The organism is Pseudomonas sp. GW823-FHT06B06 (assembly GCF_058795195.1).
Genome location: NZ_JBXAHO010000010.1, coordinates 18268 through 45020, shown reverse-complemented (window position 1 = coordinate 45020; position 26753 = coordinate 18268). Strand labels below are relative to the sequence as shown.

The window sequence follows — 26753 nt, the reverse complement described above, 5'->3', positions numbered from 1 at the left end:
GTCTTGCCGCGAAAGTGTTGCACGCGTGATAACAAATTGTAGCGGTGCGCGGTCGCCGGCTTTGTGTACGAGCAGGAAAAACGCGCGCTGATCTGACAATCGCCGTGGCCGCAGCTGTTGGCTTCAATGGCTGCTGTGGCGAGTAGTGACAAAGCGGTTGAGCAAGCGGTGCACCATGAACACGACGAACAGGGTCAACAGCACCGAGACACACACCGAACTCAGCCGGTAGAGGGTCGCAAATATGATGTCGTGGCTGGGCGTAAGCGACTGGCCGAACAGGATGGCCAGGGTGGTCAAAGCGCCGAAGCCGACGCCGGGCACCCCCTTTTCCAGCATGTGCCAGCGCGCGCAGACCATGGCGGCGATCCATAGCAGCAGGGCGACCAGCGGCAGTAGGTCGTGGTGATCATAGAGCAGCAGCATGATCAGCAGGGCAATCACGCAGCCGAGCAGGGTGCCATGCGCACGGGTACGGCCGGCGAAGCGTGAGCCGTTCCAGTGCATGGGAAACAACAGCAGGATGCTGGCGACCTGAGCCGACAGCGAGTCCTGCAGATCCAGGCACTGGAATACGCTGAACGACAGCGTCGCCACCGTTGCCCCGAGCAGTGCCTCGTGGCGCCGACTGGCGCGGTCTTTGGGCGGCGGCGTGCGTGCGGGGCGCGGCTCGCAGTCGGGAAACAGGTAGAACATCAGCACGGCGATCGCTGCGGCCAGCACGATGGCCAGGCCATTGCTCCCAAGCATGGCGATGACGTCGGTGTGCGGGTAGCTGGCGAAGTTCAGCTGGATCGACAGAAATACTGCGCCGAGGGCGCCGAACAGGAAGTTCGGGCCGCTGGCCATCAGCGCGAAACGGTAGAGAAACAGCAAGAACACCAGCGGAATCATCAGCAGCGGTCGGCCGCCGAACAGACCGTAGAGCAACGCGACCTCCAGGCTGACGACCAGTCCCTGGGTGAAGAACTGGCGCATCAGGTGGGCAGTCAGGCGCGGCACCAGGCCGAGCAGTAGCATCGGATAGACGCAGAAGAAGGCACCGTACTGCAGGTCGAACAGCTTGCACAGGACAAAGGCCAGACTGCCGCCAGTGGCGATGCGCAGACACTGGCGCAGGTCGTTCTTGCCCAGTGACAAACGGGGCGCTGTGGCCCTTTCGGCAAGTGTGTGTGCCGCCGCGGAGGGTTCAGTAGACATAGTGCAACCAACTGATCAGGCGGATCTGCAGCGTAGCGGCGAGGTTCACCAGCGGGTTGTCGAAGGGCTTCAGCTGAACCGTGGCCTTAGCCCCGGTGGGCAGCAGGAACGGCAGCTCTTCATCGAGTGCCAGGTGCACGCGTTGTCGTTGCGCGTCGCGAACCCAGCGCTCGGATTGCGCGGGCGTTGCCAGCTCGCCGTTGGCATCGATCTGGCCTTCCCGGACTCCGGCGTCGAAATGACTGACCCGGGCGCTGAACAGCTCGCCTGGACGGGCGTCGAATACGACCACGGCTGGGGTGTCGACGCCGATGTAGCGCAGGGACTTCTCGCGGAAGTCGGCGATGATGTCCAGGCGGTCCTCGACCAGAGCGGCCACCGGCGTTCCTGCCGCGACGAAGGTGCCGGGGGTGAGCTGCAGGTTGCTGAGCACGCCGCCACGTTCGGCGCGAACCTCGCTGTAGTCCCGCTGCAGGTGCGCCCGGAGCAGTGCATTGCGGGCTTGGCGTAGCCGTAGATTGGCACCGTCGGCGCCGCCGCGACGGGCCTGCAGTTCACGGACTCTGGCCTGCGCCGTACGCAGTTGGGCCTGGGCCATCAGATGCTGCGCTTCGGCCGCATCGTAGGCCTGGCGCGAGACATGCTGGCGTTCGAGCAGGCGCGACAGGCGTAGGGCCTGAGCGCCCGACTCGTTCGACTTGGCTTGGGCCGCGCTGACCTCGGCACGGGCGGCGGCCAGCAGGGCATCGAGTTCAGTGTTGTCCTGGTGTGCCTGTTCGAGCGCCAACTCGGCCCGCTGCACCTCCAGCTCGAATGGCTGCGGATCGAGGCGAAACAGTAACTGGCCAGGTTGTACGTACTGGTTATTGCTCACCGCCAGCTCACTGACCTGGCCTGCGACCCGCGGCGCGACCTTCAGTACCGGTCGGGTCAACTGCGCCTGTGGTGTCAACGGCATGCTCAGGTCGGCGGTTAGGAAGTAGATGAAGCAACAGGCTAGGGCCGAGATAGCGATTTGAACCCAGCGGGCAAATCGTTGATCGGGAGTCATGAATACCTCGGTTAAGCAAAGCGTCGGGGGACGGGCGCACGCTGGAAAGTCCGGGCCGGCCCGCGAAGGCGGCAGTATATTTCCCATGCTTTCATGCAAAAATAGCCGTCTTATGCAAAGAACACTTACTAAATAGGTAACAGTCAGATGGATGTTTTTCAGGCAATGCGGGTGTTTACTCGCGTGGTGGACGCGGGCACCTTCACGGCTGCTGCACAGACGCTGGGCTTGTCCACCGCGCAGGTGTCGCGGCAGGTGTCCGAACTCGAAAGTCATCTGCAGGCACGCCTACTGCAACGTACCACCCGCCGGCTGGGGCTGACCGAGGTAGGCAGCCGTTACCTGGAGCGCTGTCGGCATATTCTCAGCGAGCTGGAAGACGCTGGCGCCGAGGCCGGTGGTGCCTACCTGATGCCCAGGGGGCGCCTGCGGGTGCACGCGATCACCGGTTTGGGCACCCATCTACTTGCACCCTTGGCCGCCCGCTATAGCGAGCTCTACCCGGAAGTGAACCTTGAGCTGACGCTCTCCCAGCGCCACCCTGACCTGCTCGAGGAGGGGCAGGATGTGGTCATTACTCTGGCCCGGGAGTTGCCCGACTCCGAACTGGTCGCTCAACTGCTCGGCACTACCTACAGCGTGGTCTGTGCGGCGCCGAGCTACCTGGGGCAGCACGGTATTCCGATGACTCTCGACGAGCTGAGCCAGCATCGCTGCCTGCGCCTGCTCGACCCGGTTTTTGGCGACAGCTGGACCTTTACCGACAACGGCGTCGAGCGGGCGATCCGTCTGGGAGAAACATTTCAGGTCAACGTCGCCGAGGCGATGGCCCAGGCGGCAGGAGAGGGTATGGGTATTTGCGTACTGCCGGACCTGATAGCGGCCAAGGCCTTCGCACAGGGCCGACTGGTACGCCTGCTGGCCGAACATCGCCTGCACGAGCGGGGTATCTATGCGCTGTACCCGTCGCGGCGCTTTCTCGATGCCAAGGTGAGAACCTGGGTGGAGTTCCTCAAGGAGCAATTACCCCTGGTATTCCGCGGTAATCGAACCCTGGTGGAAAACCCCACCTATTGGGCGTGACCCTGGGAGCAAACCGGTGTGGCCAGGGTTGATGCCCTGTCGCTTAGCGCTCTTCGATTATTACGCTAAAGGCAAAACTACCTTGCCTGGAGTTCGCTGTTTCTTGCCGGAACCACTCCTTAAGCTGATGCTCATCGAGTCATTACGAGGTGCAGCATGAAAGCAAGATACTGGATGATCGGCGTGACACTTGTCGCTCAGTGGGCAGTCGCCGACGATGCGCAGCCATACCATTATGGCCAGGCCATGGATGTCGCCAGGGTCATTTCGATCGAGATGCCTCAGGGCTGTGAGGTGGGCGAGGCGACCATGGTCTATGAGGATTCACACGGCGAGATCCATACCCTGGTGTATCTGCGCCAGGGCGAGAGCTGCGTGTATTGAGTCCGTCGCAGGACTCGGCAGTCAGCCCGATCCCTCATGGCAGGCAATGGGCTGTCAGGCACTTCGGGCGCCGTCAGTCCGCAAATAGCTCGAACATCAGTTGCCTGAGCCAGCGGTTGGCGGAGTCTCGGTGATACTTGGCGTGCCAGAACAGGTTGATATCGATTTCCGGTAGCTGCACGGGGTGGGGCAGGGCCACCAAACCGAAGGGCTGGACGCAGCACTCGGCAAAGCGCTCGGGTACCGTGGCCAGCAGATCGGTGCGCTGGAGAATATGGCCCACAGCGACGAAGTGCGGCACTTCGAGACGGATGTCCCGCTCTATCCCCAGACGCGCCATGTGTGCGTCCACTTCGCCGTGGCCGGTGGTGGCGGCGATGACCCGCACATGACCGTGAGCGCAGAAGCGCTCCAGCGTGAGCGGCTCGCTGGTGACGGGGTGGTCCTTGCGACACATGCATACGTAACGATGATGGAACAGACGGCGAGTGAAGAAGCCTGCCTGCAGGTGTGGCAGCAGGCCTACGGCGAGGTCGACGGTGCCGCTCTGCAGCGCCTCGATCAGGGATACGGAGGTGTTGCGCACGGTACTGATGCGGCAGCCTGGTGCCAGGCGGGAGAGGGCATCCATCAGGCGCGGGGTGAAGTAGATTTCACCGATATCGGTCATCGCGATGGTGAAGGTGCGTTCGCTGGTTAGCGGGTCGAAACTGTCTTGGCGACTCAGCGCCTCGCGCAGGGTATGGATGGCCAGCGACACTGGCTCAGCAAGTTGCTGGGCGTAGGGGGTAGGCTCCATACCCTGATAGGTACGCACGAACAGGTCGTCCTGCAGGGCTGTACGCAGGCGCCTGAGGGCGTTGCTCACGGTGGGCTGGGTCAGACCCAGGCTTTCCGCGGCGGTGGAGACGCGGCGGTCGATCAGCAACTGGTTGAACACCACTAGCAGGTTCAGATCCAGGTCGCGCAGGTCCATGGTCTGCCTCATAGGTTGGTAGGAATATTCAGGTTTGAAATAGTTTGTATGCAGGCTGCGGTATTTATCAATATTTCTCGTGCGCCCATGATGACTTCACTCCAACAACAACATCATGGGTACAAACATGATCACCAAGCCTGCCCTGCGTATCGGCATCATCGGCGGCGGTATTTCCGGCGTCGCCCTGGCACTGGATCTGTGCCGCCATTCCCATCTCGACGTCCAGCTCTTCGAATCCGCACCGGCCTTCGGTGAGGTGGGAGCGGGCGTTTCCTTCGGTGCTAACGCGGTGCGAGCCATTGCCGGTCTCGGCATTGCAGAGCCTTACGCCCAGGTTGCCGATCGCACCCCCGAGCCCTGGCAGGACGTGTGGTTCGAATGGCGCCGCAGCGTCGACGCCGGTTACATTGGCGCGAGCGTGGCTCCTGGCGTGGGGCAGTCTTCGGTGCACCGGGCGGATTTCCTCGACGTGCTCGCCAGCCGACTGCCGGAGGGCATTGCCCGATTCAATAAGCGCGCCGTGGGCGTGGAGCAGCACGGCGATGAGGCCTGTGTGCGCTTTACCGACGGTAGTGAATATCGCGGTGACTTGCTGATCGCCGCCGATGGCATCAAATCGGCTATTCGTGGCCATGTCCTCGAGGGTATCGGGGCCCCGCCCGCCGTGCCGCGCTTCAGTGGTACCTGCGCCTACCGTGGCATGATCGATAGCCTGCACCTGCGCGAGGCCTACCGTGCCGCTGGCGTTGACGAGCACTTGGTGGACGTGCCGCAGATGTACCTGGGCCTGGATGGCCACATCCTTACCTTTCCGGTTAAGCGGGGGCGCATCATCAACGTGGTGGCCTTCGTATCTGACCGCAGTCAGCCCGCGCCCACCTGGCCCGAGAATTCGCCCTGGGTTCGTCAGGCCAGCCAGCGTGAGATGCTCGACGCCTTCGTCGGCTGGGGCGATGCTGCGCGAATCCTGCTGGAGTGCATTCCCTCGCCAACCTACTGGGCTCTGCACGACCTCGCCGAGCTACCTGGTTATGTCCACGGCCGTGTGGCGCTGATCGGCGATGCCGCCCACGCGATGCTGCCGCACCAGGGCGCCGGGGCAGGGCAGGGGCTCGAGGACGCCTACTTCCTCGCCCGCCTGCTGGGAGATGTTCAGGTGAGTCGCGGCAACCTCGATGAGTTGCTGGCTGCCTACGACGCCTTGCGCCGCCCGCGTGCCTGCCGCGTGCAGCGTACCTCCTGGGAAGCCGGTGAACTTTACGAACTGCGTGACCCGGCAGTGGGTGATGACAAACAGGCGCTGGGAGCTACCTTGGCTAGCCGCTTCGACTGGTTGTGGAACCACGACCTCGACGCTGACGTGCGAGATGCCCGCGCTCGACTAGGTTGGACAGCCCTGAGCCACTGCGCCTAGTTGCGCGTCGTTCTACCGGAATCGGCCTCGATGCCGGTTCCGGCTCTATAACAATGACAAGAAGAGCTATGCCATGCGTGATATCGACGTTTCCGCCCTGCTTGACGGGGCCCGCTTCAATACCTTTCACGGGCGCGTGCTGTTCTGGTGCGCGCTGATCATTATCTTCGATGGCTATGATCTGGTTATCTACGGCGTGGTGCTGCCGTCGCTGATGCAAGCCTGGAACCTCTCTGCGCTGCAGGCCGGTCTGCTAGGCAGCTGCGCATTGGTGGGCATGATGCTCGGTGCACTGTTCTTCGGCCCACTGTCGGACCGGATCGGGCGCCGCAAGACCATCATGACCTGTGTGGTCCTGTTCAGCGGTTTTACCGTGATCAACGGATTCGCGCGCACTCCCGAGGAGTTTGCCATTTGCCGCTTTTTCGCCGGGCTTGGTATCGGTGGGGTGATGCCCAATGTGGTGGCGCTGATGAACGAGTACGCGCCGAAGAAAATCCGCAGCACCCTGGTGGCGATCATGTTCAGCGGTTACTCGGTGGGGGGCATGCTCTCTGCGGGTCTGGGCATGGCGTTGATGCCCAGCTGGGGCTGGCAATCGGTGTTCTTCGTGGCGGTTGTACCGCTGCTGGTGCTGCCGTTGCTGGTGCGCCAGCTGCCGGAGTCGTTGAACTTCCTGCTGCGCCAGGGGGAGGTCGAACGCGCCAAAGAGCTGCTGGCCAGGGCAGAGCCCGACTACGTGCCCAAAATGCACGACCGGCTCAATCTGGCAAAGGGGCAGGCGGGCAAGGTGGCCATCTCCCAGTTGTTCCAGGATGGTCGCGCACTGAAAACGCTGATGCTCTGGGTGGCCTTCTTCTGCTGCCTGCTGATGGTCTACGCCCTGAGTTCCTGGCTGCCGAAGCTTATGAACGCTGCCGGCTACGGCCTCAACTCCAGCCTGGCGTTCCTGCTGGTGCTGAACTTCGGCGCCATCTTCGGGGCAATCGGCGGCGGCTGGCTGGGAGATCGCATAGGCCTGGGTCGGGTACTCCTGGCGTTCTTCGCCACCGGTGCGCTGTCGCTGAGTCTATTGGCGCTGAAGTCACCGCTGCCGGTGCTCTACCTGCTGATCGGCGTGGCCGGGGCCTGCACTATCGGTACGCAGATCCTCGCCAATGCCTGCGCCGTGCAATTTTACCCCGCGCATATCCGCTCCACTGGTCTGGGCTGGGCGATGGGAATTGGCCGTATTGGCGCCATCATCGGCCCGTTGCTGGGCGGAGCTTTGCACGCCGCGCAACTGCCGTTGCAGGCGAGCTTTCTGGCGTTCGCGCTGCCGGGGCTGGTGGGCGCCGCCGCCATTATGGGTTTTCTCTGGCACCGGCCGGGTCAGGTCTGCACGCTGATGGAGAAACCTCTGGAATCGACTGCCGGCTGATCCACTGCTATCAGGAACTGAGCACCGCACCCATGTCGGGTGTGGTGCTCTGGTTGACCGCTCGCAACCGGCATATGGAACCACCATGGTCTCGGCTGCTATAGATGCCGATCCGCTGTGCGTAGTCGGATCCTAGGCTAGGCGTTGGATCATGAGAAAGCCTTGAGACTCGAAGCGGCTGCCAACTCGATGGTTAGCAGGTGCTGAGGCGCCGGTCATCACATCCATACTTTTCAATGAACGTGACGGTTGCGCTGCACGTAGCCGTACTGACAGATCTTGAGCAGATTAGCCGGATCATAATCAGGACGCCCCGTACGATGAGACCGGGCCTTGTCGAACCCCAACGCCTGAAGATCGCAGCCTGCGAAATGGGTGGGTGAAGTCCTGCACGGGATTATCAAAGCACAGAGAGTCATCGCTGCCGGCCACCAGTTCTTCACTGCCGCGAACATCGAGAGGCTGGTACATCTCGGAGCCAAGTACAGCACGAAGGCTGCAATGATCGACGATCTTCGAGACGGTCGCTGAAGACCAGTAAGACCAAGACCTCAGCGATTTCGGACGCATCTCCCGTGATGACTTTTTCAATGACGACGGAAGCGCGACCTCCTGATTTCTTGCTGGCGCAGAAACGCGCCAGCAAGCAGATGGCATGTCCGCGAGTCGAGGTCGAGCATGCGCTGGTTGCATAACTCACCCATCACCTGAGCCAAGGAAAATTTTCTCGTTCTCAAGCTATGCGCGATGGCTAAACAAGTGTGTGTTTAATGGGCGTCTAACGTCTGATTGGAAGGCTTTTCACCGAGTGTGCCCGTTGTTCGTCCAGCGAGTTGTAGTACGTATTTTGGGTAGTGCTGAGACTATTGTGACGAAGGTCAGCCTGGAGGTCCTTCATCTCTCGATATGGTGCATCAAAGGTTGCGGAGGTGTGGCGTAACCAATGCAGTGAAGCTGAACGCAACTGGTCTATTTCGTCATCGCTCCAGCCTTCCTCAGCCATACGCCCCATAGCGCGATCAAATAGCCCTTGGAGCAGCAGGCGAATATGTCGATCAGATAGCCCACCACGCCCCTTCAGGGAACTGATCAACGGTGTTTTCTCGTGGGCAGATGGCTGGGGGGAGAGCTGTAAATGCTGGCGATAGCGTATCAGGTAGTTCTGGATGTATTCGTCGCGGATGCTGATCTTGGCGGCCTTGTTGCCTTTGCCCACCACATGAAACCACCAGTTGCCCATGCTATCGCGGCGGATGTCGCCCATGGTAGGCGTCCAGTTGTCACGCCCGACCAGATCGGAGACTCGCAGGTACATGGAGAACAGAGTCGCAACGATGAACAGAGTGCGTTCGTGTGTCGGGTCGGTCGCGGCCATCTGCTCGGCAGTCTCGATCACGTAGCTCCACTGCAGCGGAGTCAGGGAACGTGACGCCACATCCAAGGTGTTGCGTTGCTTGTAGATGGATTTCTGTTTTACCGCCCGGAAGGGGTTCACCTCGGTGAGACCCTCATCAATCGCGTGTTGGAAGAAGCTGCCGCAGACTGCGAATACCTGAGCCACCGATCCCTGGGACAAGCGGTAGGGACGGGAGGGAAGGGCGGCAACGGCCTCTTCGGCAATCTTGCGTTCGCGCTTGGCCACAGTGTGACTGAAAGGTCGCCATTGCAAATTGACGATGTAGGTGTCCGTGTCGAGCTTCTTGCGACCACCCACGCGCAGGAAGCGGGACTTTACGACCGGACCTATCCAGTCGGCGGGCGGGTTGAGGCAGAACTCCATGAAGGCCTCGGCGTCCCGGCGACGCAGTTCAACAAGGGGCTTGACAGCCACCAGTAGGGACCAGAGCAGCAGCCGCTCGACGTGGGTTCGATAGGAGTTGAACGTGGCTTCGTTGCCGGCGTAGGACTTCAGAAATCCCCGAACGGCGCGATAGCCCTCGACGGCCTGGAGCTCATCGGCACAACCATGGAGGAAGTCCCGAACCGCTGGAAGCTCGCCATTGAGGTGAAGAAAGTTGAGTTCGTGGAAGCGATCAAAGGTCTCGAAAAGCGGCTGGGGATGCTGCGACATGAAGTGGTTCAACCTGGGCGAATGCGTCTATATCGGTCTTTCAGCGTAGTATAGAGCAATATCCGGGTCTGGTGATTATCGGATATTGCTTAGATTTCTCCGATCAATCCTCGCTGTCCTTCTTAAAATCTGTAACCCCATGATCCTTACAAATAATACGTTTAATAACATGCAGTTACGATTGGAGTCGGATTTTTAAATGGGAGAAATGAGTCTGCCGGGCGTCCCGCCAGAGAAGCTTATAGGCCAGGAATTTAAGCTAGCGGGGAACGCTCTATCAACCATAATACCTTCCATAGGTATAAGCCAAGCTGAAAATGCCTAGATATTTCTGCAACTCGGCAGGGCGGAAGCTTTGCGCACGAATCTTTGCGCCGCTTTCTTTCAAAAAACGCATACTGCCACCAAGCAGGATATTCCAGTGCTCACCGCCTTTGTCTGTAGAAGTAATGCTTGCATGAGCTTTCATAAGCGCTTCTTTAACAATGCTTCGTATTTGTCGCACGGAAAGACCGGGGCGCCCGTGACTAGCCTCCAAGATAGGGATTTCTTCGTTCTGCTCTGGGAACGGGGGTAGTCCTCGGCTTTTTCGATAGCGTCTCAAGTAGGGCAGGAACTCTGGAGTGACTTCAACTTTCCTTAGCAGCCGACCTGGCGCCTCTAGTATCAACCACCATCTGGCATCGTCTAGAACAAAGCAATTCATGCATGGGCAGTAGTTATCAGCATTTGCAAGGTCTGCAGCATGCAAACACATAAGAGTCGTTGCTGCTATTATAAAAAGAGCACGCTCACCAGCAGGATCACCCAGCGCATGAAATTCTAGCGCTTGCAGAACCTGACCTAATTGCTCGGAAGTTAAATATCGTTCCACAGGGTAAGTAGCGCGCATTCCTCTTCCATAGAAAGTTCGTGATGATATAGCTGGATTTATCGCTATCACATCTTCCTCGCAGAGAAAACCATAAAATGAACTACAAACGCTACGAATGAAACGCAAGGTTTCCACTTTAGGGCTGCGCGCCCCTACATCTTTAGATGCTCGAATATTGAAAGGCCGCCATGATTCATTGAAAACCGAATTACCATCGACTTGAGCGAATCTAGCGGTTGTAGAAAATCCAACCCAATTTGAAGGTGGCATCTTGCAAAAAGTAATAAAATTCGTAAACGTCTCTTTATCTAGTGTCAGTACAGTTTTTTCGGCGACAATCCAGCTCCATAGGAGCAAACGTTCAACGAATGTTCGGTAATTATTAAAGGTTCCAAGCGGGTGACTATGATATGCAAGAAAGCGGATAGCGCATTTTAAGTCCGTTTCTACATCAAGATTAGCGGAGAGACTACTGAGGAAGGCTTCGATGCAGGGGTAGCGAGCGTAGTACAGCCCGAGATCGAGAGACATACTTTCGGGACCAGCAAGGACAGGCCGAGGGTCTATGACTTTTGACATTGACGATCCCATTGGTCTAAAAGGAAGTCACGAGTACTCTTGAAAAATAGCACAGTATTTAGTCTTCTTTTTAGGCTTTTTAAACAGGCAAAAGCCTCATCAGGATTCTCCTTTTTTAACCGTTAACGAGGGGGGGCAAGGGAAACCTTGACAGCGGAGAATGCTGCATCTCACTGATATCTTGGTATTTTTTTTAATCAGTCATTTTCTACTTTTTCATCAGGCGTCACATCAGAGCATGAAGAGATAATCTTAGCACCATAATTATTAGGGTGCTAATCATTGAACATAATCCTTATTATGCGAAGTCTAAGCTGTTGATTTTGAAGGGTAATCTATCGGTCTGAGATGTTTTTTACTGACTCTCGGTACGTCGATAGCACCTCGGGTGTCTCTGGCGCGCCGGGCTCCTGAGCAACTGGGTCCGCAGTGGATGAGGCTACGAAAAAGCGCCCCCCAGGGAGTGCCGGCAACCGTTGCTTTACGTCTGGCCGTTTTGCTGATCGCGAGTCTCTATCGAAGTTCTTGAGGCCAACGATCCTTGCAGCGGGTTGCCCATCGAGTACGAAGAATGGAAGGTTGGCATGCAGCATTGCGTCATACCGGCTGCGCTCGGAAAACCACAGCATGGCCCGCGGATGCGGAGCGATGGGCTTCGGCACATCCAACATATCGGTTTCAGCCATGTTCGCGATGCTGCGCAGATCGATCCACTGGGGGCTATTCACCACCGGCTCGCCGGTGGCCATAGATTTTTCATGGGCCTCGGCGAGCAGCACCTCACGGACGTGGGCAACAGTGACACGCTCTTTACCTGAGGTGTGACCGGCCCAGGTGAATGTGATCTGTCTTGGGGCAGCATCAAAAACCTGGATTGCGCGCTTCAGCTGGTTGAGAGAGAAATTTTTCCCCAGGGCCTGGCGCATGATGTGAGAACGGCGGCTGACGGCAACGTTGCGAAACACTCGCTCAGCCTCGATCGCATCCACCAGCTCGCTCTTGCAGCGGTTCACCGCCCTGCCCTCATCGAGTATCGATCCGGAGAGGATAAAGTACCCCGGCAAACGCAGCACGGTTCCTGGAGCCTGGCCGAGATCGCGCTCAAACTCGCGTAACGCCTCTACAGCGGCCTTGATCGCGTCAGTTCCTGTCAGTACCTGGACGTGGATTCGAGATGGCGTCCTCTGTTCAGTGAGGAGCGGGATGCGCCATATCATCCCGCCGACAACCAATGCGGGCCACTTCTCATTGAAAGCCCCAACGGTTTCGACCAAGCGCTCGTAAGCGGAGACAATTGCGTCAGTCATCTAGGATTCCTCATAATACCACCCCTTCACTACGGCTATACCGTATGCCCTCCTCCCCCTCCGCACCATGTTAACCAGGTGCGACGCCGAGGGTGCGAAAAGCGATCTCGCGATTGAAGGGGTGGTATTATCGAGTATCCCAAAATCCGCTCATAAAAAAACCCGTTCGAAACGGGCTTTTTTTGCTACGTGTCAGCTCAACGAATTTGGACTGCCTCAAGGGACAACAGATCCTCAATGTGATCCGCTGCATCGGCCCGCAAACGGCTCTCCAACCTTTCTCGACTGATGTGTTCAGTTTCGCTCGGCTCAACGAGCAAGACTACATAGCCTTGATTCCGCAGCTGCTGAAGCAAAGCTGCCTGGTCGCTGGAAATGGGCATGAAAATATCTCCTGTGATCAGTGGGTGATTTTCAAAAGTCGAAGCATGCTCGAGGAGCACTACGCGGCAGCCACCTGTTTCTTCCTGAAAACCATCGGGGTATTTGGCTTGCGGCCGTCACGCCGGTCGACGAACTCTTTCATGATCTCCAACATCGTCGAGTTGACAGCAAGAACTCGCATGGCGCGGGTACACGCGACGTAGAGGAGGTTCATCTCATCAATCCATGGTTCCTTTTCGTTCTCTGGATTGAATGGATCGAAGGTGAAATCCTCAGCCAGTTGCACCGCATCCCACTCCAAGCCCTTCGAACGATGTGCGGTGCTGAGGGTGATGGTGGCTTCAAGCTCATCAGTGACCGCATTGCGCCGCAGCTTGGCAAACAACTCCGGGAGATCCGCGCTGTACTGCTCGATGATCTTGATCGAGCGGTTCATCTCAGGGTCTTGGCTTTCATCGGCAATCTGCTTGTAGAGATCGTAATCGGGATATTCCTGGAGGAGTTTTTTCCCCTTCACTCGGTCACGCCACCCCTTCGATAGCGCATGTAGGTCTTCAAGATCCTGGAGGTTGTAACCCTCGATCCCCCCAACCCAGTAGATCTTTGCACCAGTCTCTACATTGGCCAGCGCCGTCTCGATCACTCCAACCACCGTCCGGCAGAGTACGGTGCGATGTTCAAGGTCAGCAGGTAGTGCCTTGGAAACACGAGTCTCGCCGCCAAGCCCAGCCAGTTGGCGGGATTCACCCTTGAACGCGAGAACCATGTTGGCGACGTGCGCAACGGCAGACCCGAACCGAAACGACTGAGTGAGGTAGTGGACTTCCGCTTTGTCGAGCCAGGTTGCATTGAGAGCATCTACGGCCCCCCTGAAGCGGTACAGCATCTGATGGCCATCACCACAAACGACTACGCCCATTCCGTATGCCGCCTGCTGCGCAAGCACACCAGCAATCACTGGATTGATGTCCTGCGCCTCGTCTCCAAGCGCAATATCGTAACGATCCCGCAGATTTGGTTTCGAGAGTGCCCAAAGCTTGAGATAGCCGTCGTGAGTGATATTCGCAGCCTCGTTTTGGATGTCGCACATTTGCAACCAAAGCTGCCTGGCTCCCTCTACGATGCTGCCGGCGGCGCGCTTCATTCGCTCCGTTTTGAGCTTGTTGACGGGGCAGTGACATAGCTCGATGTCGTCATCCGCGCTGGCCAAATAATTGTTCAGCGTCTCTTGCACGCTGCGCACCAATTCCCAGTTCTGTGAGCCGATAATTCTTGCGATGTCGGTCAGGCGCAGGTTGCTCGTGAGCTTGTGTCTGTACTTCGATCCGATCGACGCATAAGCCAAGCCGTGGGCTGTTTTGCACGTCACGTTCGGCGGAAACTTTTGCTTGGCAGCAATCTCGACGCTTTTGTTGTAGCAGAGGTAGAGCAGACGGCATTGAGGCCGAGCCTTGGCATAGCCAACAAGCGTGGTGGTCTTCCCAGTTCCAGCAAAAGCCACAAGCTTGACGATACGGGCCAACGAGTTAATCGCAGGCCCCTGTTCGTGGGTGAAGTTCATCCCTTGGATCTCCGTTCTGATATGCCTCCATGGTTGCATAGCCACGCACAAACCCAAGCGGGGGCTGCTAGCTCTGCCATCTACAGGATTTGGGTATTCCTGGAGAGGTGGCAATGTCTTCTCACACCCGGAATCAGAGCAGCAACCATGACTTACGACGAGACCCTTGCTTCCTATCAGCGTCTTCTTGAAGCCAATCCAGGGAAAGCATTGCAAATCGGCGACGATTGCTACGCGGTGCTGATCAACGGAACTTTGAGCGGGGCATACGCCACCCTGGATGGGGCTGTTGATCTTGGGACAATTTTCCACTTTGATCGAGAAGCTTGGGATGCCGAATGCGAGTGTTGGGACGGTGATGTTTCTGGCATGCAAACAGCATTTTGCGTAGCCACTCCCTCCCTTGTTGATCTTCCGCAACCACCCGCGGGGAATGGCACGCCCAACCAAGGGAAAAAAGAATGCTAGGGTTTGCCGCCAATCCGATGCCGAACAAAGCCAGGGGAATTCCGTTTGGGATTTACGGGACTGCTGGCAGGATGAATGCAGATCAAGGGAGCCGTAGCTTATGACAGCCATCCAACTTTTCCAGCAGCGCCAATCGGAGCCGGTATGCACCGATCTGATTCAGATGATTCGTGACGGCATGATTCGCCGGCTAAAGCGATTTGTTGTAGAACCTTACGATGACGGCATCACCTGGGGGATTCAGACAGTCGCCATAGCAACACCTGATGCTGATGACGGCGACCAGTTTCCGGTGGTGATTGTCGACCTCCACGAAGACGACCAGGCTGCAATGTCATTTGCCCTGAGCGTCTTCGACGCGCTAAAAAATGCAGGCCGAGCATCAGGCGAGGATGTATGCCAATGGCGGCGAAGCCTCTTCACGCTTGTGCCTAATTACTGAGCACTGCGCGCCCCAGACCAGGCCAAGAAAAACCCGCCATTAAAGGCGGGTTTTTTGTGGAAGTGGCACCAAAAGGACGGCAAATGACGATTCGAATACCTAGGCGGAAAAAAACGGCACCGGCGACACTGCTCAAAAAGGCACAAACGGTCGTCAGATGACGACGCAAGCTAATCTGGTTGCTCTCCTTCCTCTGCCGAAACAGCGAACAGCAGACCGGCTTCTTGTGCTTCAGCCAACTCACCCAAAGGCTTCGTGATCAGCCATTCGCTTTCTTCGGCAGGGTCATACTCAGGAAGCGGGGGAAGATCTTCAGGGTCAAGTTCCAGATTAAGCGGGAGCTGTGCGAGGTCACAGAAGGTGAACTTGATTGCGATCACCTTCCGCCCTTCCCTCCTCAACTCGTAGCTGACATCCAGGTTGCTCTTAGTCTTCAGCTCCTCAACTGCCGGATCTATGACTCTCTGGCGAAGGTTGTTGAATCGTTGATAGGCATCCGACAAGCCAAGGGCGACCCGCAAGGCTTCAACCTCGATGTAGGCCCATCCAGTCTTCCGAAACTGCATCAGCATCTCGAATAGCCGGAACGAATGGCTTGAGTCCAGGCAGGCAACGCGCCGTAGATCATAGCTGGTCACTTTGCTGTACAGCATCGTGAGATAGGGCATGACATGGATGGTGAACGACAATTCAACGCGACCTTCACCATCCAGATATTTGGCCCGATCAACCCACCGCTTTCGCTCCATTCCAGACCCGTCAAAGGTCTTGATATCGCGCTCGTATAGCTCATCAGCTGCCACTTTCATCTGCTCATAGGCATGCCTGAGCTGGACGCCGTAGATATCCGAATAGTCCACGGCCGACACTGACACCTTTTTCGGCATGGGCCTTCTTGGATCGAGCTTGCTAATAGCCGCGAGGATCAATCGCTGCTCGTTGAGAGTCAGCCGGTACGATGCGGTAATCAGCGTATTGGATTTCGTGACCCGGAGCGGCTTAGGTTCCGGCTTGGTAGGTTTGGGTAAATTGGACATAACTGGCCCTACGATTAGTAACGAAACCCTACAGAGAGTTTCCCCTGTAGTCGATACCCAGGATTTTTTTAATCTCTCGACCCCAGTAACCACGGGCCCCGCAGATCACCACCTGTTCACTTGGCTCGGCGTCGCATGAATCTGTAGTCGATAGATAGCAGCCGTAATTTGTAGTCGATAGGCTTCCGTCCACCCCGTACAACAGCCGTAATCTGTAGTCGATGGTGCGCGGCACCTTCGATCCGCAGCCGTAATCTGTAGTCGATAGCAAAGAATTGGGTGGCACTGCTACGGGCAATGGCCGTCCAGGCATAGCCGTAATCTGTAGTCGTATCGAGCAAATGGCTGCTATCGCAGCCGTAATCTGTAGTCGATAGGCTCAGGTGAGGACAGGAAAGACTATTTATTGGCGATTCCACGCAGGAGTGGGGCAAAACATCGAGAAACGTCAAAGAAACGGCGAATAAATATAAATATCATTTAAAAACAAGGACTTACAGAGTTTTTGCTGTAGGCAAAGGCCAGGCTGGCAAATTCAGAGCACAAAATGGCTTGAAATCGAGCCATAAAAACTCAAACTCGTGCTACGTGCACAACCCAACAGCCGGAATCTGTAGTCGTTAGACGCAGCCCAGGGCCTTCATCTAGCCTGTGGATAACGGCCGGAATCTGTAGTCGTCACAGCCGGAATCTGTAGTCGCATCAGCCGTAATCCATAGTCGCAAAGCCGGAATCTGTAGTCGCAATGCCGTAATTTGTAGTCGATAGTCCTCTGGAGGCCCCGTGGCACAAGGGCTCCAGCCTTCTAAAAACAAGAGAACAACAAGAGAAAAACAATTAAAAGGCTTTTAAAACTGGAAAGCTGATTTTCTGAAGGTTGAGAAGCAAAGGCCAAATCCAAAGCCAAAAGCAGACTCAGAATCCGAGGGCCGTTTTTCCGACGACAATTCGGTTCGAAAGCAGCACACCCACCAGGTCGGCGAGGAGAAAATGATCCCAACCGAACACGACCTGGAGGAACCCAATGAATACTGCCGCTTTCGCGGGCGTCGCAGCTTATCTGCTCAGCATGGCTGCTATAGCGCCGGAGCCGGTAAGCCTAGCTGTAGGCGTTACGACGATCGTAGACGTCCAGCAGCACTACACCATCATCGACAAGATTGGTACTTCCTACACCGGCGGGCCGGTACTTAACCTTTCAGAGTGGGAGGTCAACCTCGAGGGTGTCACTGACATTCAGCTGGCCTTCAACGCTGAAGGGGTCCTGGATGTCGCTACGGTAAAAGCTGACAAGCTCCACCTGGAGGAGGTGCTGAATGGCTTGAAGAGCCAGCTGCAAATCAGCACTGATGAATCCAGCCTTGGCTTTGAGAACGTGACATTCTTGTCTGGCTCCACCGAGGTGGTTGTCGAATCGCATCCCCTGGATACCCAATTCACAGTCAATTACATCAGCGCCGACTTCAAACGCGCACGCACCCAAGCTCAAAAACAGTACGCCTAACTAAATCACAGAACAGCCCTCCTCTTTCCATACAAAAACCAGTTCGCTTCAAACCATAAAAAACAGCCATAAACCCGAACTGATCGGCAGGATACCTAGCCATCAGTTCGGGATAAGCAGCGGAAAAAAGGCCCGTACCATGATTTAGCCTTGAAAATATGGCGTTACGTATTATCATCCCCCTGTATTCAGCAAATGCAGGGATTGTCATGCAGCAGTCAAGCGAGCAGTTTGAAGAAGAAACGGTCAACTACACCGACTTCGACGCCCTCCTCTATCCCCCCCAGTTCGCGGCCGACTGCTTCGGCCTTACCACCCGTCGCCTCAAAGATATTGAAGACGAAAACGGCATCGAGATTCGCCGGGTTCCGCGAGGTACTGTCACCTCAAGGGCTTATACGCTTCGCGATATTTTTGACATCGCTGCGCTTCGCCGAGCGAAAGGCTACGCAAAGGGACTGCCTCGGCAGATTGTTATCTCAACGTTCGTGCAGAAAGGCGGTACCGGAAAGACGACAACCTCAGTCAACTTTGCTGTATTCCTTCAGCTTGCAGGTCTGAGGGTGCTTTGCGTTGATAACGATCCTCAGGGCGATTCGTCCAGCGTGTTTGGCTACGATCCAGATCTCGCACTATCAGATCTCGAGGCGATGGGAATACCAGCCGATCGCTATGTCGCCGGCCATTTTGGCAGCCTCCTGAGTCCCGATCTCCGGGTGAGATGCTTTGATCCGATGACTTTCGAGGAAGTCGTCAAGAAGCCATTCGGTGAGAACGGGCCACACCTGATTCCTGCCGATGCATATCTGGAAGACCTGGCCGTGGCACTCGATGCCGAAAACAATATGGACTTCTGGTACGCCGGGTGGCTTGAGCGGGCGCGTAGCGGAGAAATCCCAGGTGTCGATATCTCCTCTTATGATGTGATTCTGTTCGACAACGCGCCTACCGCCTCCAGGCTCACCAAGAACTCTATCGTTGCCAGCGACTTTGTGCTCTGCCCCGTGCGGATGGACAAATTTTCGTTCCGGGCTCTGATGCGGCTTAACGACTGGATGGTCCGATTTGCGAAAGCGTATCGCCGCTCTCCAGGAGTGCTCGCTATTCCTACGATGTTCATCCGCAACCGCAAACGCATCCTCAGTAACCTGGTTGTCCTGAATGATCTTTTCCCTGGTCGGGTATCAGAGGAAAAACTCTATTACTCCGAGGATTACGGAAAAGCACTTGATCAAGGCGTTCCCCTGCTTGTCTGGAAAGGTGCGTCTTCCAAAACGATTGACTCGATGCGCAGCGTGTTTGGTGAAGCGCTGAAACGAATACGCGATCTGGCCGCGCAGTGATTGAGGTGGTGCTCGGAGCACCAGGGTCGTTAGATTTGAGTGGTGCTCGGAGCACCACCAGCGAAAATCAGAAAATAATGGTGCTCGGAGCACCACTTAAATCTTGAGAATTGAGTGGTGCTCGGAGCACCACCACTAGGTTTCGGAGGAAATATGGCCAAGTCGGAGGATTACCCAGGTCAAAAAAAGACCCCCCCTCAATGGGTCACTGGAGTTCGCCCACCCGCGGAAATTGCTGAGCCTAATCTCAGGGTCTCCGTTGCAGACATGCTCGCCGCACAACGGGCAGAACAGGAGGTCAGTGCGCCAAGTCCGGCCGCAGTGTTAGCTCCAGCACCAGGTCATAATGATGAGGCTGTTGCCGCAAGTGATAGCGGCGTTCTTGCTGAGGTGAAGGTCGATTCGATTCGGGTATCTCCGTTTCAACCTCGTTTGACCTTCAGCGAAGCAGCTATTGAGGATCTAGCGAACTCGATCGCCTCTGTTGGACTGGTAAAGCCGTTGACGGTCCGCCCTGTCGGGGATGGAGTTTATGAGTTGATCGGCGGCGAGCGCCGTTGGCGTGCTCACAAGCTGCTGGGCAGGGAAACCGTGACCGCCTATGTACGCTCCGTTACGGATGCAATGGCGAAGATTCTGGCCCTAACCGACAACGAGGGACAGGAAGCTCTGACCGAGTATGAGCGCGGCCGTTCTTATGCCGCGATCATGCGAGCAGGGGAGGAAAGCTCGATTCGTGCTCTCGCGCGCAGGGTAGGGGTCAACCATTCGATAGTTAGCAGGTGTCTTCTCCTAATGGATCTGCCAGAGGAAGTGCGAGCAATACTCGACACGAATCCGGGGCTTATCGGCGGGAAATGGGCAAAGGACTTCATTGAATTCAGTCGTACCGAGCCGGCGCTGCTTCTGCAAGCAGTTACCTCTATGCGCGATCATCAATGGACGCAGGAGCATGCCCTACGATGGTTAGCGAAGGAGCTTGCCTCGCGTGATCAGCAGAAGACGCCGGGCAAGTTCACCGATAAAGAAATCAGTGGGATAGGCAAGGTTCGTGTAGATGGGAAAAAAGTCGAGTTTCGATGCGAGAAAACGGTAGATGCGAAGCGGCTGGCGGAACAATTTGAGGCTTTCTTGAAGACCATTGATCGCTCCCTGATTACAAGCGAATGATTATCAGTAGTGTCGTAATGAATTATTTCAGACGCGAAACTGGTTAGAAAACGCGAACACGAAGGCGAAATGCCATGACAGAATATGGTTTTCAGACTTCGAGATAGGGATATATGGCAACCGCAGTCGCGCAACCAGAGCTCAGGGTGCAACCGCAGACACGATTCACCACGCTCGCACAGCTGTCAAAAATTGAGCCTGAGCATTTGCTCGGCCTGAGCCGTATCGAGCTGTTTTCTGTGATTTCAGAGCACTGGCTGAAGTGTTCGGCCCCAGCGCGGATTCACATGTTGAGCAGCGAAGATCGGTTCATCCGAGGCGAGGCGCGGGCTCAAAACAAAGCACTAAGCGTCACGCAAATTTGCGCAGACCAAGCGCCAGGGGTTATCTATGAGCAATTCAACCAAACACCGTATCTCGCTGGCGTATGAGCACGAAGGTGAGGTGCGGCAGGCTTCAGCTGAGCTGAACCTAACGAAGACCAGCATCATCTTTAGCGGACTCCCGAGCATAAAATTCAAGGTCTCCCTGAGCGATCCTGAACAGGTCATATTGCAGTTGCCGACAGACCGCAAAGGAAAAAAACCAACGGTGTCTTGCGACATCTCCTCGATTCCTGAGCTGGAAGCGGCGATGGCAGAGGTGCGCAGGCAAGGCTGGCTCAGGCCGAAGGTGTCGGTGAGTGAGTGCGAATGAACCGTGGCCGATGCCTAGATCCGAGCTCGATCCGATCGGAGTCGATATTCAGGACGCGCACAAGCTCATTCGCTTCCCTGGTTGCTTGAGCGCGCGCGGAGAGTAGGGCGAGCGCCATGGGCTTAGCTCAGAAGCTCAAAGGTTGGCTATCCACGGGCCATCCCATACTCCGGACGGGAAATGATCTACATAGATCTCCGCGATAACCTATGCTTTTACCACCGCCAGTTCGCTTTCCTTCTGTAGGAACGGGTCGGCTTAGCGGCGCTCAGAAAAGCTCAAAAAACATCAAATTAATGAAACTTATCACGCCTTAAATGGTCTGTGATGGCCTAATGTTTGCTGTAGACATGGCCCTAGCTTATGCTGTGCTGTGAGACAACTTTTTATAGGTGTTGCCGTCCTGCAACCAGTTTACGAGCTGAAAAGATGACGAACCTTTGACGCCGTTTTTGTGTAGTGATGCAGGACTGTATATTTATACACTGATTAGCATGCAGCCTTTGCCTTGACAGAAAATACCGAGATTCAGCCATGATCACAAAGATGCCGCCTCATGTAGTCAGAAGCTTTCCCTACTGGGAGACGCCACCAGAGCCGGGCCAGGATTTACATGAATTGAAATGGGGTGTCATGGAAGTCCTTTCAGACAAGTCGCTTAGATTCGTTGACACAAAACCAGATCAGGAAGCTCTCGAGGAATTAATAAGCCAACTTCAAGAGAAGATTTAATATTGATTTAGATTTGTTTTACTGGCTTCTGTAGATCACAACCCCTGCTTAAACGGCAGGGTTTTTTTTGCGCGAATGTCGACGCCGGGCCAACAAGGTGGCCGCAAATTCAGACGCAAAAGCGACCTGAAAAGGCGTCATTTATTTATGTGTTTGACATATCGTTCCTTGATAAAACCTGGAGCGAGAAGCTGCTTATGCAAAGCTATGATTTGGAGTTTCACGACTACGCTCAGCTATTTCCGCTAATTATCGGTGATGACTACCAAGCCCTGCTTGAAGATATCGATACCAACGGACAGCGTGCCCCGATCGTTCTCCATGAAGGCAAGATCCTTGATGGGCGTAACCGATATCGCGTTTGCAAGGATCTGCTGATCGAACCCCAAACAGAGGAATACACTGGAGATGATGCGCTGGGTTACGTCCTCTCTCTGAACCTCTATCGCCGGCAGCTCACCGTGGCACAACGGGCTTTGATCGCTGCCGAGTTGTCCTCGCTGCGTGGGTGCAGCGCTATCACTGTTGACCTGGAGAAGGCAGCCGGGCAGGAGTTGGAAGCCGCAAAGATGGCTATTGAGGAGGCAGCCAAAGTCCTGGGTATCAGCCCACGCTCTGTGTCTTCTGCCTGCAAGGTTGTCCGGGACGGCACCCAAGAGCTGTTGGATGCTGTCAAATCTGGTGAAGTGAGCGTATCCGCAGCGGAACAGGTGGCTAAGCTCGAAAAAGAGGCTCAGCAAGAGTTGTGTAGCCGCGGGCCTAAGGCAATACGTAAGGCCGCGAAGGACATGAGAGAGGAGGGCAGAGCGAAACCTACGTTGTCCAATAAGTCACTTCCGCCCCCAGAAAAAAGCAGTGACCTGCCACCGCCGGTGCCGCTTGACGATGATGAAGATGCTGATTCAGCACACGAAGTGCCGGCTAACCAAATAGCCGCGATCGAGCAAGAGTCGGACATTTTCTATACCTCGGAGAGAAAGCCAGCGGCTCAGCTACTGTTCGAAATGGCTGATGCAGGAATGCAGTTCGGTCGAGAAGCTGAGGGCGTTGCCGACGACATCATGAATGAGGTTGAGGAAGGCCTCGATCTTCAGTTCCTTGCGTTTGTTGTGGACGTAGCAAAGAGGCTGGAGAATCGGGTGAAGGCAAAAATGCAGGCCAGATACGCTGAGGAGACGTGAGGGTTGGGATTTTTTGGAAGGGTGATTTCATAGGTTAAAGCCCGAACAGAAAAGGAGTACCCCACATGCAAACACCTCAGGAAGACACCGTAATGGATTTTGGCCCGAACCTCTTCGGTGGCGAGGGTGGCTCCGCGTCCAATTCTTCCGCTGATGATTCAGGTGCTACGAACGACGCTCCAGATGGGGCGGCGAGTATTTCTCAGCAGATGGCTAAAGGTTGCACCGAAGAGGAGACAGCCGAGGCCGCCGGCGGCCAGGCGGGAGGTGACGATGCTCCCTCGAGCAGCAATGGTGCATCTGGCGTGAATACTGAGAAGGCAGCCACTCAAACCAAGGCAGGGAAGTCCGAAGTAGGCACCAAAGCCTTGTCCAGTGCGAAAGCGGCCGTGAAGGTTTTCGAAAGCATCAATGGGTTCGACGAACAAAGCGCGACTCAGCGTACCGTTGTTCGCGATCTGATGCTGAAGCAGTCCGAAGCCATGGAACTCAAGCTCCAGGGCAAGAAACCCCCTGAGGGTGAAGACTTTGATGCCATTGCTAAGCAGCTCCGGCGCGAGAACAACCGCCTCGACTCCCTGCTTGAAGGAAAGGAATCACTGTTCGGCAAGGCCCGGAAAGCCGCCGAAATTGCGATCGAAAACATGCAGGGCGTAATTGCCGAAATCAACCGCTTGGAGGAGGAGGGTTAGCCCTCCTGGACGACATGAACAAGAAACTCTTCGCCAACATTCAGTTTTATGCCTTCTGGCCTTCCGCCGGATTCCTTGCAGGCTATGCATTCCTTGCAACGGCAGGCATGATTTAACCAGCAGCTCTAGCAAGCCTGGCGCATCTCGTCACGGCTCAGGCCATGAAACCAAAACCAAGGAGACAAGATGTCCCTCATCACCGAGTACCGAGCCACAGAGGAAGCCATCAAGGAGCTTCAGGACCGACTGGAGAAGCTGAGCGGAAATGAAGCCCTTTTGAAGGAGATGGAGTTCGAGGAAAAGCTACGATCCTTGATGTCTGAGTATGGCAAGAACCTGCGTGACATCATCGCGATTCTTGACCCGGACTATCGCAAGCAGGTTTCCCATCAGCCTGGCAAACCTCGTGCCCAACGAGCAGTCAAGATCTATCGGAACCCCAACACGGGTGAGATCGTTGAGACCAAGGGCGGCAACCAGAAGACGCTCAAGGAATGGAAGCAACAGCATGGAGCTGATGTAGTCGAGACATGGCGAACCCAGTGAGCCGGCGCTTGCGCTGAGCTTCCAGAATAGAAGGCCGGTGATCCCGGCCTTTTTTATGAGCTCGATTTGCCCACGGGAATTTGGGTTTTTCCAATTGAATGAGAACTTGAAATGGAGGTAAATAACTATCAACGGAGGATCAGATGGAAAGCACTGAAAACGTCGATGAGCGCCTGTTGGCCGCGGTTATGGATGAAGCGCAAACAGACTTCAGCATAGCCAGTATTGCAGTTGAGAAGATCCGTCAGGGAGCTGAAAGCATCGCTGCCGGCATGCACGGTCGCAACCATGTAAAGGCGTCATTCGAGCATTATGACGGTACACCGATGTCGCCTGAAGAAGCTTTGGCTCACCAGTGTGTTCATGCAGCAAGTATCGGAAAATCCCTCGGCCAGGAATTTCTTCTGAAGGCACCTGCTGCCCTCCTGGAGCAATTCTCCGCCGTTGCAGGGAACCGAAACGTTGCTGACAGTGGGGCAATGCTCGCCGGCCTGCTGCATGGGTTCATGATTGCCTTTGCCACGAGGGAGACGGAGGATAGAGCGCTGAAGGCACTACTGGAGGTAGCTCGGATCTGCGACGAGGCAAACAATATTCGAGGCACCACCTTCGGCCAAGCCAGCGAATAAGCTGGCTGTTACTCGGGCGCTCCTAGCAGAGCGCCCATCATCTCCTCCATCAGGCAGCCGGCTGGACCTTGGCCGGGTCAGACCCCGGATTAGGGGGCATCTCCGAAACTTCCGACACTTTACCCCTCACCTGGGGAGCATTGGCGGCAAGAAATCTACCCCAATCCTCCATCAGAGCGCGACGTTTATCCAGCAAGTCACCTCGGTTATATGCTGCTTCGACCTTACTGTTGAGGGTGTGTGCGAGAGCCATCTCGCAAACCTCTCGCTGGTGATCGGTTTCTTCCGCGGCCCACGTCCGAAAAGTAGATCTGAACCCATGCGGTACCACTCCATCGACCTTGAGCTGATCGAGCACCCTTGCCATTGCGTTGCCGGGAATCGGGCCTGTGCGCCAGGAGTTGAGAAATATCCATTTGGCATGCTTTCCGACCTGCTGCCGTAGCACCTCGATCATTTGGTCCGTAAGTGGTACCCGGTGAGCCTTGCCCGCTTTCATGCGTCCTGCCGGGATCAACCAGATTTTCTCCTCCCAATCTATTTCTGCCCACTGGGCCCCACTCACCTCCTGGTTACGTGTTGCTGTCAGAATTGCGAACTCAACAGCACGAGCTGCTGCACCATCCAGCGAGTCGAGCCTGGCCAGCAGCTCGGCCGTTCGTGAAGGTGTCGGAGACGGGAAGGGGACTACCGTATGCGATTGCTTGGGCAAGAGCTTGTCGAGGTGACCGCGCCACCGTGCGGGGTTTTCGCCTTGCCGAAGCTTCAGTGCCTTGGCTGCATCGAGCACGAGCTCAATGCGATTCCGGATGCGGTTCGCAGTAACCGGGATCTTGCTCCAGATCGGCGTCAGCACATCCAGGATATCGTCCGTGTCGACCTCGGCTATCCGAAATCCGCCTATGACAGGGTAGACATGCTTCGTGAGGGAATTCTGCCATTGCTGGTGATGCTTCTTGGACCAGCTCGAGGAATGCGTGCGTATGTACCTTTCTGCCGACGCCCGAAATGTGTGGCTCGTTGTGGCTCGCGATGCTTTGGCAGCTTTGGCCTTCGCGCGTTCAGCGGCTGGATCAACGCCGCGTGCGATATCGAGTCGGTACTTGTCAGCCTCCAGTCGTGCGTCTCTGAGGCTCAAGGCAGGAAACGTACCCAGGGCAAGATCGTGCCGTTGCTTCGCAAGCATATAGCGAAAGACCCAGCTCTTCCGCAGGGTAGCTGATACACGAAGAATCAACCCCCTTCCGTCCTGGTAGGAGCCGGGCTGGTCGACATCCTTGACGAACTTAGGGGTTAGTTTGCTCATGAGGTGCCCCCCCGGTCACCGGGCCGTTCCTTTCATCCGCCGGCACATCATCCTGAAAAGCGAGAGAAATGTTCTCCGGCCGAATGAGGTGAGGACACGCAAGCTCGTACCTACCATCTGAAACGAGGTGTAAACCTGAGCGATCGACGGCAAGAACGGAAATCGCTCCAGGCTCGTCATCGAGCGCTTCACCAAGCCAGTTACTGAGTGCGTCCTCTACTGCCAGCATCGACCCGAAGAAATAGACCATTTCCTTGGCCTCACCGAGTAGCGCGGAGCGAGGCCCAATCTGCGGCCGTAAGCCATCACGAAATATGGACTCGAGATGACGGGTTGGCGTGACGTGATAAATCTCACCAGAAATCGGCTCGCTTTGAGCGTGCTCATTCGAATCATGGGTTTTCACTACGGATTCCTCGCGGCTCGTTGGTTCGCAGGCGCTGATACTGCGATCGCGCCAGATCTCGCCGGAATGTAGGAGGATAAGGTATCCCCATACAAATCGGCTACAGGCCAGAACCTATAAGACGTTTGGAAAATCCCAAATGATATGTCCCACACCATAGCCCACAGTTGCGCTCGAGCTGTTTGACCCTACCAGGAATGAAGAGGACCCAGCCCGGCGAAAGCATGTATGTTTGGAATAGAAGAGGTAGGGGAGGAGGGGGAGGGGCAACCAACCCGGCAGGTGGCCTAAGTT

25 protein-coding genes are annotated in these 26753 nt (G+C 56.1%); 14 read left to right on the top strand and 11 right to left on the bottom strand.

Annotated features, from left to right (window positions below; genetic code table 11):
• Window positions 1-123: 123 nt before the first annotated feature.
• Together AC1Q8Q_RS11285 and AC1Q8Q_RS11280 are read right to left on the bottom strand one after the other, a co-directional pair.
• Entirely contained in the window at window positions 124-1200 is a 1077-nt protein-coding gene (locus tag AC1Q8Q_RS11285; RefSeq protein ID WP_078451698.1) for a DUF2955 domain-containing protein, read from the bottom strand.
• A complete protein-coding gene (locus AC1Q8Q_RS11280) occupies window positions 1190-2251 on the bottom strand; it encodes an HlyD family secretion protein (protein ID WP_023663266.1) in 1062 nt (353 codons plus the stop codon). The genes AC1Q8Q_RS11285 and AC1Q8Q_RS11280 overlap by 11 nt, the downstream gene beginning before the upstream one ends.
• Before the next feature lie 147 nt (window positions 2252-2398).
• Between AC1Q8Q_RS11280 and AC1Q8Q_RS11275 the strand changes: the two genes are divergently transcribed.
• On the top strand, window positions 2399-3334 hold the full coding sequence (locus tag AC1Q8Q_RS11275; RefSeq protein ID WP_023629250.1) for a LysR family transcriptional regulator: 936 nt from the start codon (window positions 2399-2401) through the stop codon (window positions 3332-3334).
• Window positions 3335-3490: 156 nt separating this feature from the next.
• Entirely contained in the window at window positions 3491-3718 is a 228-nt protein-coding gene (locus AC1Q8Q_RS11270) for a DUF2790 domain-containing protein (protein ID WP_023629249.1), read from the top strand.
• Window positions 3719-3791: 73 nt separating this feature from the next.
• Here AC1Q8Q_RS11270 and AC1Q8Q_RS11265 read toward each other — a convergent pair whose 3' ends face one another.
• A complete protein-coding gene (locus AC1Q8Q_RS11265; protein WP_023629248.1) occupies window positions 3792-4694 on the bottom strand; it encodes a LysR family transcriptional regulator in 903 nt (300 codons plus the stop codon).
• A 127-nt stretch (window positions 4695-4821) separates the two neighbouring features.
• Between AC1Q8Q_RS11265 and salA the strand changes: the two genes are divergently transcribed.
• Both salA and AC1Q8Q_RS11255 read left to right on the top strand, forming a co-directional pair.
• Window positions 4822-6111 (top strand): salicylate 1-monooxygenase, encoded by a 1290-nt coding sequence (gene salA, locus AC1Q8Q_RS11260; protein WP_024075419.1) that lies wholly within the window; start codon window positions 4822-4824, stop codon window positions 6109-6111.
• A 73-nt stretch (window positions 6112-6184) separates the two neighbouring features.
• A complete protein-coding gene (locus tag AC1Q8Q_RS11255; protein WP_023629719.1) occupies window positions 6185-7531 on the top strand; it encodes an MFS transporter in 1347 nt (448 codons plus the stop codon).
• A gap of 778 nt (window positions 7532-8309) precedes the next feature.
• Here AC1Q8Q_RS11255 and AC1Q8Q_RS11250 read toward each other — a convergent pair.
• From AC1Q8Q_RS11250 to AC1Q8Q_RS11230, 5 genes are all read right to left on the bottom strand, one after another.
• Window positions 8310-9602 (bottom strand): tyrosine-type recombinase/integrase, encoded by a 1293-nt coding sequence (locus AC1Q8Q_RS11250; RefSeq protein ID WP_028688854.1) that lies wholly within the window; start codon window positions 9600-9602, stop codon window positions 8310-8312.
• 277 nt (window positions 9603-9879) lie between these two features.
• Complete coding sequence (locus AC1Q8Q_RS11245; RefSeq protein ID WP_223194055.1) at window positions 9880-11055, bottom strand: site-specific integrase; 1176 nt, start codon at window positions 11053-11055, stop codon at window positions 9880-9882.
• Between the two features lie 335 nt (window positions 11056-11390).
• A complete protein-coding gene (locus AC1Q8Q_RS11240) occupies window positions 11391-12362 on the bottom strand; it encodes a DNA replication terminus site-binding protein (RefSeq protein ID WP_102685583.1) in 972 nt (323 codons plus the stop codon).
• 197 nt (window positions 12363-12559) lie between these two features.
• Complete coding sequence (locus tag AC1Q8Q_RS11235) at window positions 12560-12745, bottom strand: hypothetical protein (protein WP_043094363.1); 186 nt, start codon at window positions 12743-12745, stop codon at window positions 12560-12562.
• Window positions 12746-12804: 59 nt separating this feature from the next.
• Window positions 12805-14307, bottom strand: coding sequence for a 3'-5' exonuclease (locus tag AC1Q8Q_RS11230; protein ID WP_033050535.1), 1503 nt, complete (start codon window positions 14305-14307; stop codon window positions 12805-12807).
• Window positions 14308-14454: 147 nt separating this feature from the next.
• Between AC1Q8Q_RS11230 and AC1Q8Q_RS11225 the strand changes: the two genes are divergently transcribed.
• Together AC1Q8Q_RS11225 and AC1Q8Q_RS11220 are read left to right on the top strand one after the other, a co-directional pair.
• A complete protein-coding gene (locus tag AC1Q8Q_RS11225; RefSeq protein WP_102685584.1) occupies window positions 14455-14775 on the top strand; it encodes a hypothetical protein in 321 nt (106 codons plus the stop codon).
• A gap of 100 nt (window positions 14776-14875) precedes the next feature.
• Entirely contained in the window at window positions 14876-15217 is a 342-nt protein-coding gene (locus tag AC1Q8Q_RS11220; protein WP_016502326.1) for a hypothetical protein, read from the top strand.
• A 170-nt stretch (window positions 15218-15387) separates the two neighbouring features.
• Here AC1Q8Q_RS11220 and AC1Q8Q_RS11215 read toward each other — a convergent pair whose 3' ends face one another.
• A complete protein-coding gene (locus AC1Q8Q_RS11215) occupies window positions 15388-16254 on the bottom strand; it encodes a replication initiation protein (RefSeq protein ID WP_011154372.1) in 867 nt (288 codons plus the stop codon).
• 1024 nt (window positions 16255-17278) lie between these two features.
• On the opposite strand from AC1Q8Q_RS11215, the gene AC1Q8Q_RS11210 reads away from it, so the two are divergent.
• The 8 genes from AC1Q8Q_RS11210 to AC1Q8Q_RS11175 all read left to right on the top strand — a co-directional run bounded on the left by AC1Q8Q_RS11210 (window position 17279) and on the right by AC1Q8Q_RS11175 (window position 24747).
• A complete protein-coding gene (locus tag AC1Q8Q_RS11210; RefSeq protein WP_023049062.1) occupies window positions 17279-17758 on the top strand; it encodes a hypothetical protein in 480 nt (159 codons plus the stop codon).
• A gap of 209 nt (window positions 17759-17967) precedes the next feature.
• On the top strand, window positions 17968-19101 hold the full coding sequence (locus tag AC1Q8Q_RS11205; RefSeq protein ID WP_033962545.1) for a ParA family protein: 1134 nt from the start codon (window positions 17968-17970) through the stop codon (window positions 19099-19101).
• A gap of 153 nt (window positions 19102-19254) precedes the next feature.
• The gene (locus AC1Q8Q_RS11200) at window positions 19255-20271 is read left to right on the top strand and encodes a ParB/RepB/Spo0J family partition protein (protein WP_031312470.1); all 1017 of its coding nucleotides are present in this window, start codon (window positions 19255-19257) and stop codon (window positions 20269-20271) included.
• Window positions 20272-20661: 390 nt separating this feature from the next.
• Window positions 20662-20967, top strand: coding sequence for a hypothetical protein (locus AC1Q8Q_RS11195; protein WP_023049065.1), 306 nt, complete (start codon window positions 20662-20664; stop codon window positions 20965-20967).
• Window positions 20968-21896: 929 nt separating this feature from the next.
• On the top strand, window positions 21897-22880 hold the full coding sequence (locus AC1Q8Q_RS11190; RefSeq protein ID WP_031312472.1) for a ParB/RepB/Spo0J family partition protein: 984 nt from the start codon (window positions 21897-21899) through the stop codon (window positions 22878-22880).
• 65 nt (window positions 22881-22945) lie between these two features.
• Complete coding sequence (locus AC1Q8Q_RS11185; RefSeq protein ID WP_023049068.1) at window positions 22946-23572, top strand: hypothetical protein; 627 nt, start codon at window positions 22946-22948, stop codon at window positions 23570-23572.
• A gap of 186 nt (window positions 23573-23758) precedes the next feature.
• Complete coding sequence (locus AC1Q8Q_RS11180; RefSeq protein ID WP_023049070.1) at window positions 23759-24118, top strand: histone-like nucleoid-structuring protein, MvaT/MvaU family; 360 nt, start codon at window positions 23759-23761, stop codon at window positions 24116-24118.
• A gap of 143 nt (window positions 24119-24261) precedes the next feature.
• Window positions 24262-24747, top strand: coding sequence for a hypothetical protein (locus AC1Q8Q_RS11175; protein ID WP_023049071.1), 486 nt, complete (start codon window positions 24262-24264; stop codon window positions 24745-24747).
• Between the two features lie 49 nt (window positions 24748-24796).
• Here the strand turns inward: AC1Q8Q_RS11175 and AC1Q8Q_RS11170 are convergent, their stop codons facing one another.
• Window positions 24797-26053 (bottom strand): tyrosine-type recombinase/integrase, encoded by a 1257-nt coding sequence (locus AC1Q8Q_RS11170; protein ID WP_023049072.1) that lies wholly within the window; start codon window positions 26051-26053, stop codon window positions 24797-24799.
• Window positions 26034-26459 carry a hypothetical protein gene (locus tag AC1Q8Q_RS11165; protein WP_023049073.1) on the bottom strand — a complete coding sequence of 142 codons (426 nt, stop codon included), beginning with the start codon at window positions 26457-26459 and terminating at the stop codon, window positions 26034-26036. The genes AC1Q8Q_RS11170 and AC1Q8Q_RS11165 overlap by 20 nt, the downstream gene beginning before the upstream one ends.
• Window positions 26460-26753: the final 294 nt, after the last annotated feature.

Excerpts from the sequence above, each read along its gene's own strand:
- AC1Q8Q_RS11200 (WP_031312470.1), top strand. The coding sequence starts at position 19,255 with ATGGCCAAGTCGGAGGATTACCCAGGTCAAAAAAAGACCCCCCCTCAA.
- AC1Q8Q_RS11285 (WP_078451698.1), bottom strand. The coding sequence starts at position 1,200 with ATGTCTACTGAACCCTCCGCGGCGGCACACACACTTGCCGAAAGGGCC.
- AC1Q8Q_RS11235 (WP_043094363.1), bottom strand. The coding sequence starts at position 12,745 with ATGCCCATTTCCAGCGACCAGGCAGCTTTGCTTCAGCAGCTGCGGAAT.
- AC1Q8Q_RS11205 (WP_033962545.1), top strand. The coding sequence starts at position 17,968 with ATGCAGCAGTCAAGCGAGCAGTTTGAAGAAGAAACGGTCAACTACACC.
- AC1Q8Q_RS11220 (WP_016502326.1), top strand. The coding sequence starts at position 14,876 with ATGACAGCCATCCAACTTTTCCAGCAGCGCCAATCGGAGCCGGTATGC.
- AC1Q8Q_RS11230 (WP_033050535.1), bottom strand. The coding sequence starts at position 14,307 with ATGAACTTCACCCACGAACAGGGGCCTGCGATTAACTCGTTGGCCCGT.
- AC1Q8Q_RS11240 (WP_102685583.1), bottom strand. The coding sequence starts at position 12,362 with ATGACTGACGCAATTGTCTCCGCTTACGAGCGCTTGGTCGAAACCGTT.
- AC1Q8Q_RS11190 (WP_031312472.1), top strand. The coding sequence starts at position 21,897 with ATGCAAAGCTATGATTTGGAGTTTCACGACTACGCTCAGCTATTTCCG.
- AC1Q8Q_RS11185 (WP_023049068.1), top strand. The coding sequence starts at position 22,946 with ATGCAAACACCTCAGGAAGACACCGTAATGGATTTTGGCCCGAACCTC.
- salA (WP_024075419.1), top strand. The coding sequence starts at position 4,822 with ATGATCACCAAGCCTGCCCTGCGTATCGGCATCATCGGCGGCGGTATT.
- AC1Q8Q_RS11270 (WP_023629249.1), top strand. The coding sequence starts at position 3,491 with ATGAAAGCAAGATACTGGATGATCGGCGTGACACTTGTCGCTCAGTGG.
- AC1Q8Q_RS11255 (WP_023629719.1), top strand. The coding sequence starts at position 6,185 with ATGCGTGATATCGACGTTTCCGCCCTGCTTGACGGGGCCCGCTTCAAT.
- AC1Q8Q_RS11195 (WP_023049065.1), top strand. The coding sequence starts at position 20,662 with ATGAGCAATTCAACCAAACACCGTATCTCGCTGGCGTATGAGCACGAA.
- AC1Q8Q_RS11210 (WP_023049062.1), top strand. The coding sequence starts at position 17,279 with ATGAATACTGCCGCTTTCGCGGGCGTCGCAGCTTATCTGCTCAGCATG.
- AC1Q8Q_RS11180 (WP_023049070.1), top strand. The coding sequence starts at position 23,759 with ATGTCCCTCATCACCGAGTACCGAGCCACAGAGGAAGCCATCAAGGAG.
- AC1Q8Q_RS11175 (WP_023049071.1), top strand. The coding sequence starts at position 24,262 with ATGGAAAGCACTGAAAACGTCGATGAGCGCCTGTTGGCCGCGGTTATG.
- AC1Q8Q_RS11275 (WP_023629250.1), top strand. The coding sequence starts at position 2,399 with ATGGATGTTTTTCAGGCAATGCGGGTGTTTACTCGCGTGGTGGACGCG.
- AC1Q8Q_RS11170 (WP_023049072.1), bottom strand. The coding sequence starts at position 26,053 with ATGAGCAAACTAACCCCTAAGTTCGTCAAGGATGTCGACCAGCCCGGC.
- AC1Q8Q_RS11250 (WP_028688854.1), bottom strand. The coding sequence starts at position 9,602 with ATGTCGCAGCATCCCCAGCCGCTTTTCGAGACCTTTGATCGCTTCCAC.
- AC1Q8Q_RS11265 (WP_023629248.1), bottom strand. The coding sequence starts at position 4,694 with ATGGACCTGCGCGACCTGGATCTGAACCTGCTAGTGGTGTTCAACCAG.
- AC1Q8Q_RS11280 (WP_023663266.1), bottom strand. The coding sequence starts at position 2,251 with ATGACTCCCGATCAACGATTTGCCCGCTGGGTTCAAATCGCTATCTCG.
- AC1Q8Q_RS11215 (WP_011154372.1), bottom strand. The coding sequence starts at position 16,254 with ATGTCCAATTTACCCAAACCTACCAAGCCGGAACCTAAGCCGCTCCGG.
- AC1Q8Q_RS11245 (WP_223194055.1), bottom strand. The coding sequence starts at position 11,055 with ATGTCAAAAGTCATAGACCCTCGGCCTGTCCTTGCTGGTCCCGAAAGT.
- AC1Q8Q_RS11225 (WP_102685584.1), top strand. The coding sequence starts at position 14,455 with ATGACTTACGACGAGACCCTTGCTTCCTATCAGCGTCTTCTTGAAGCC.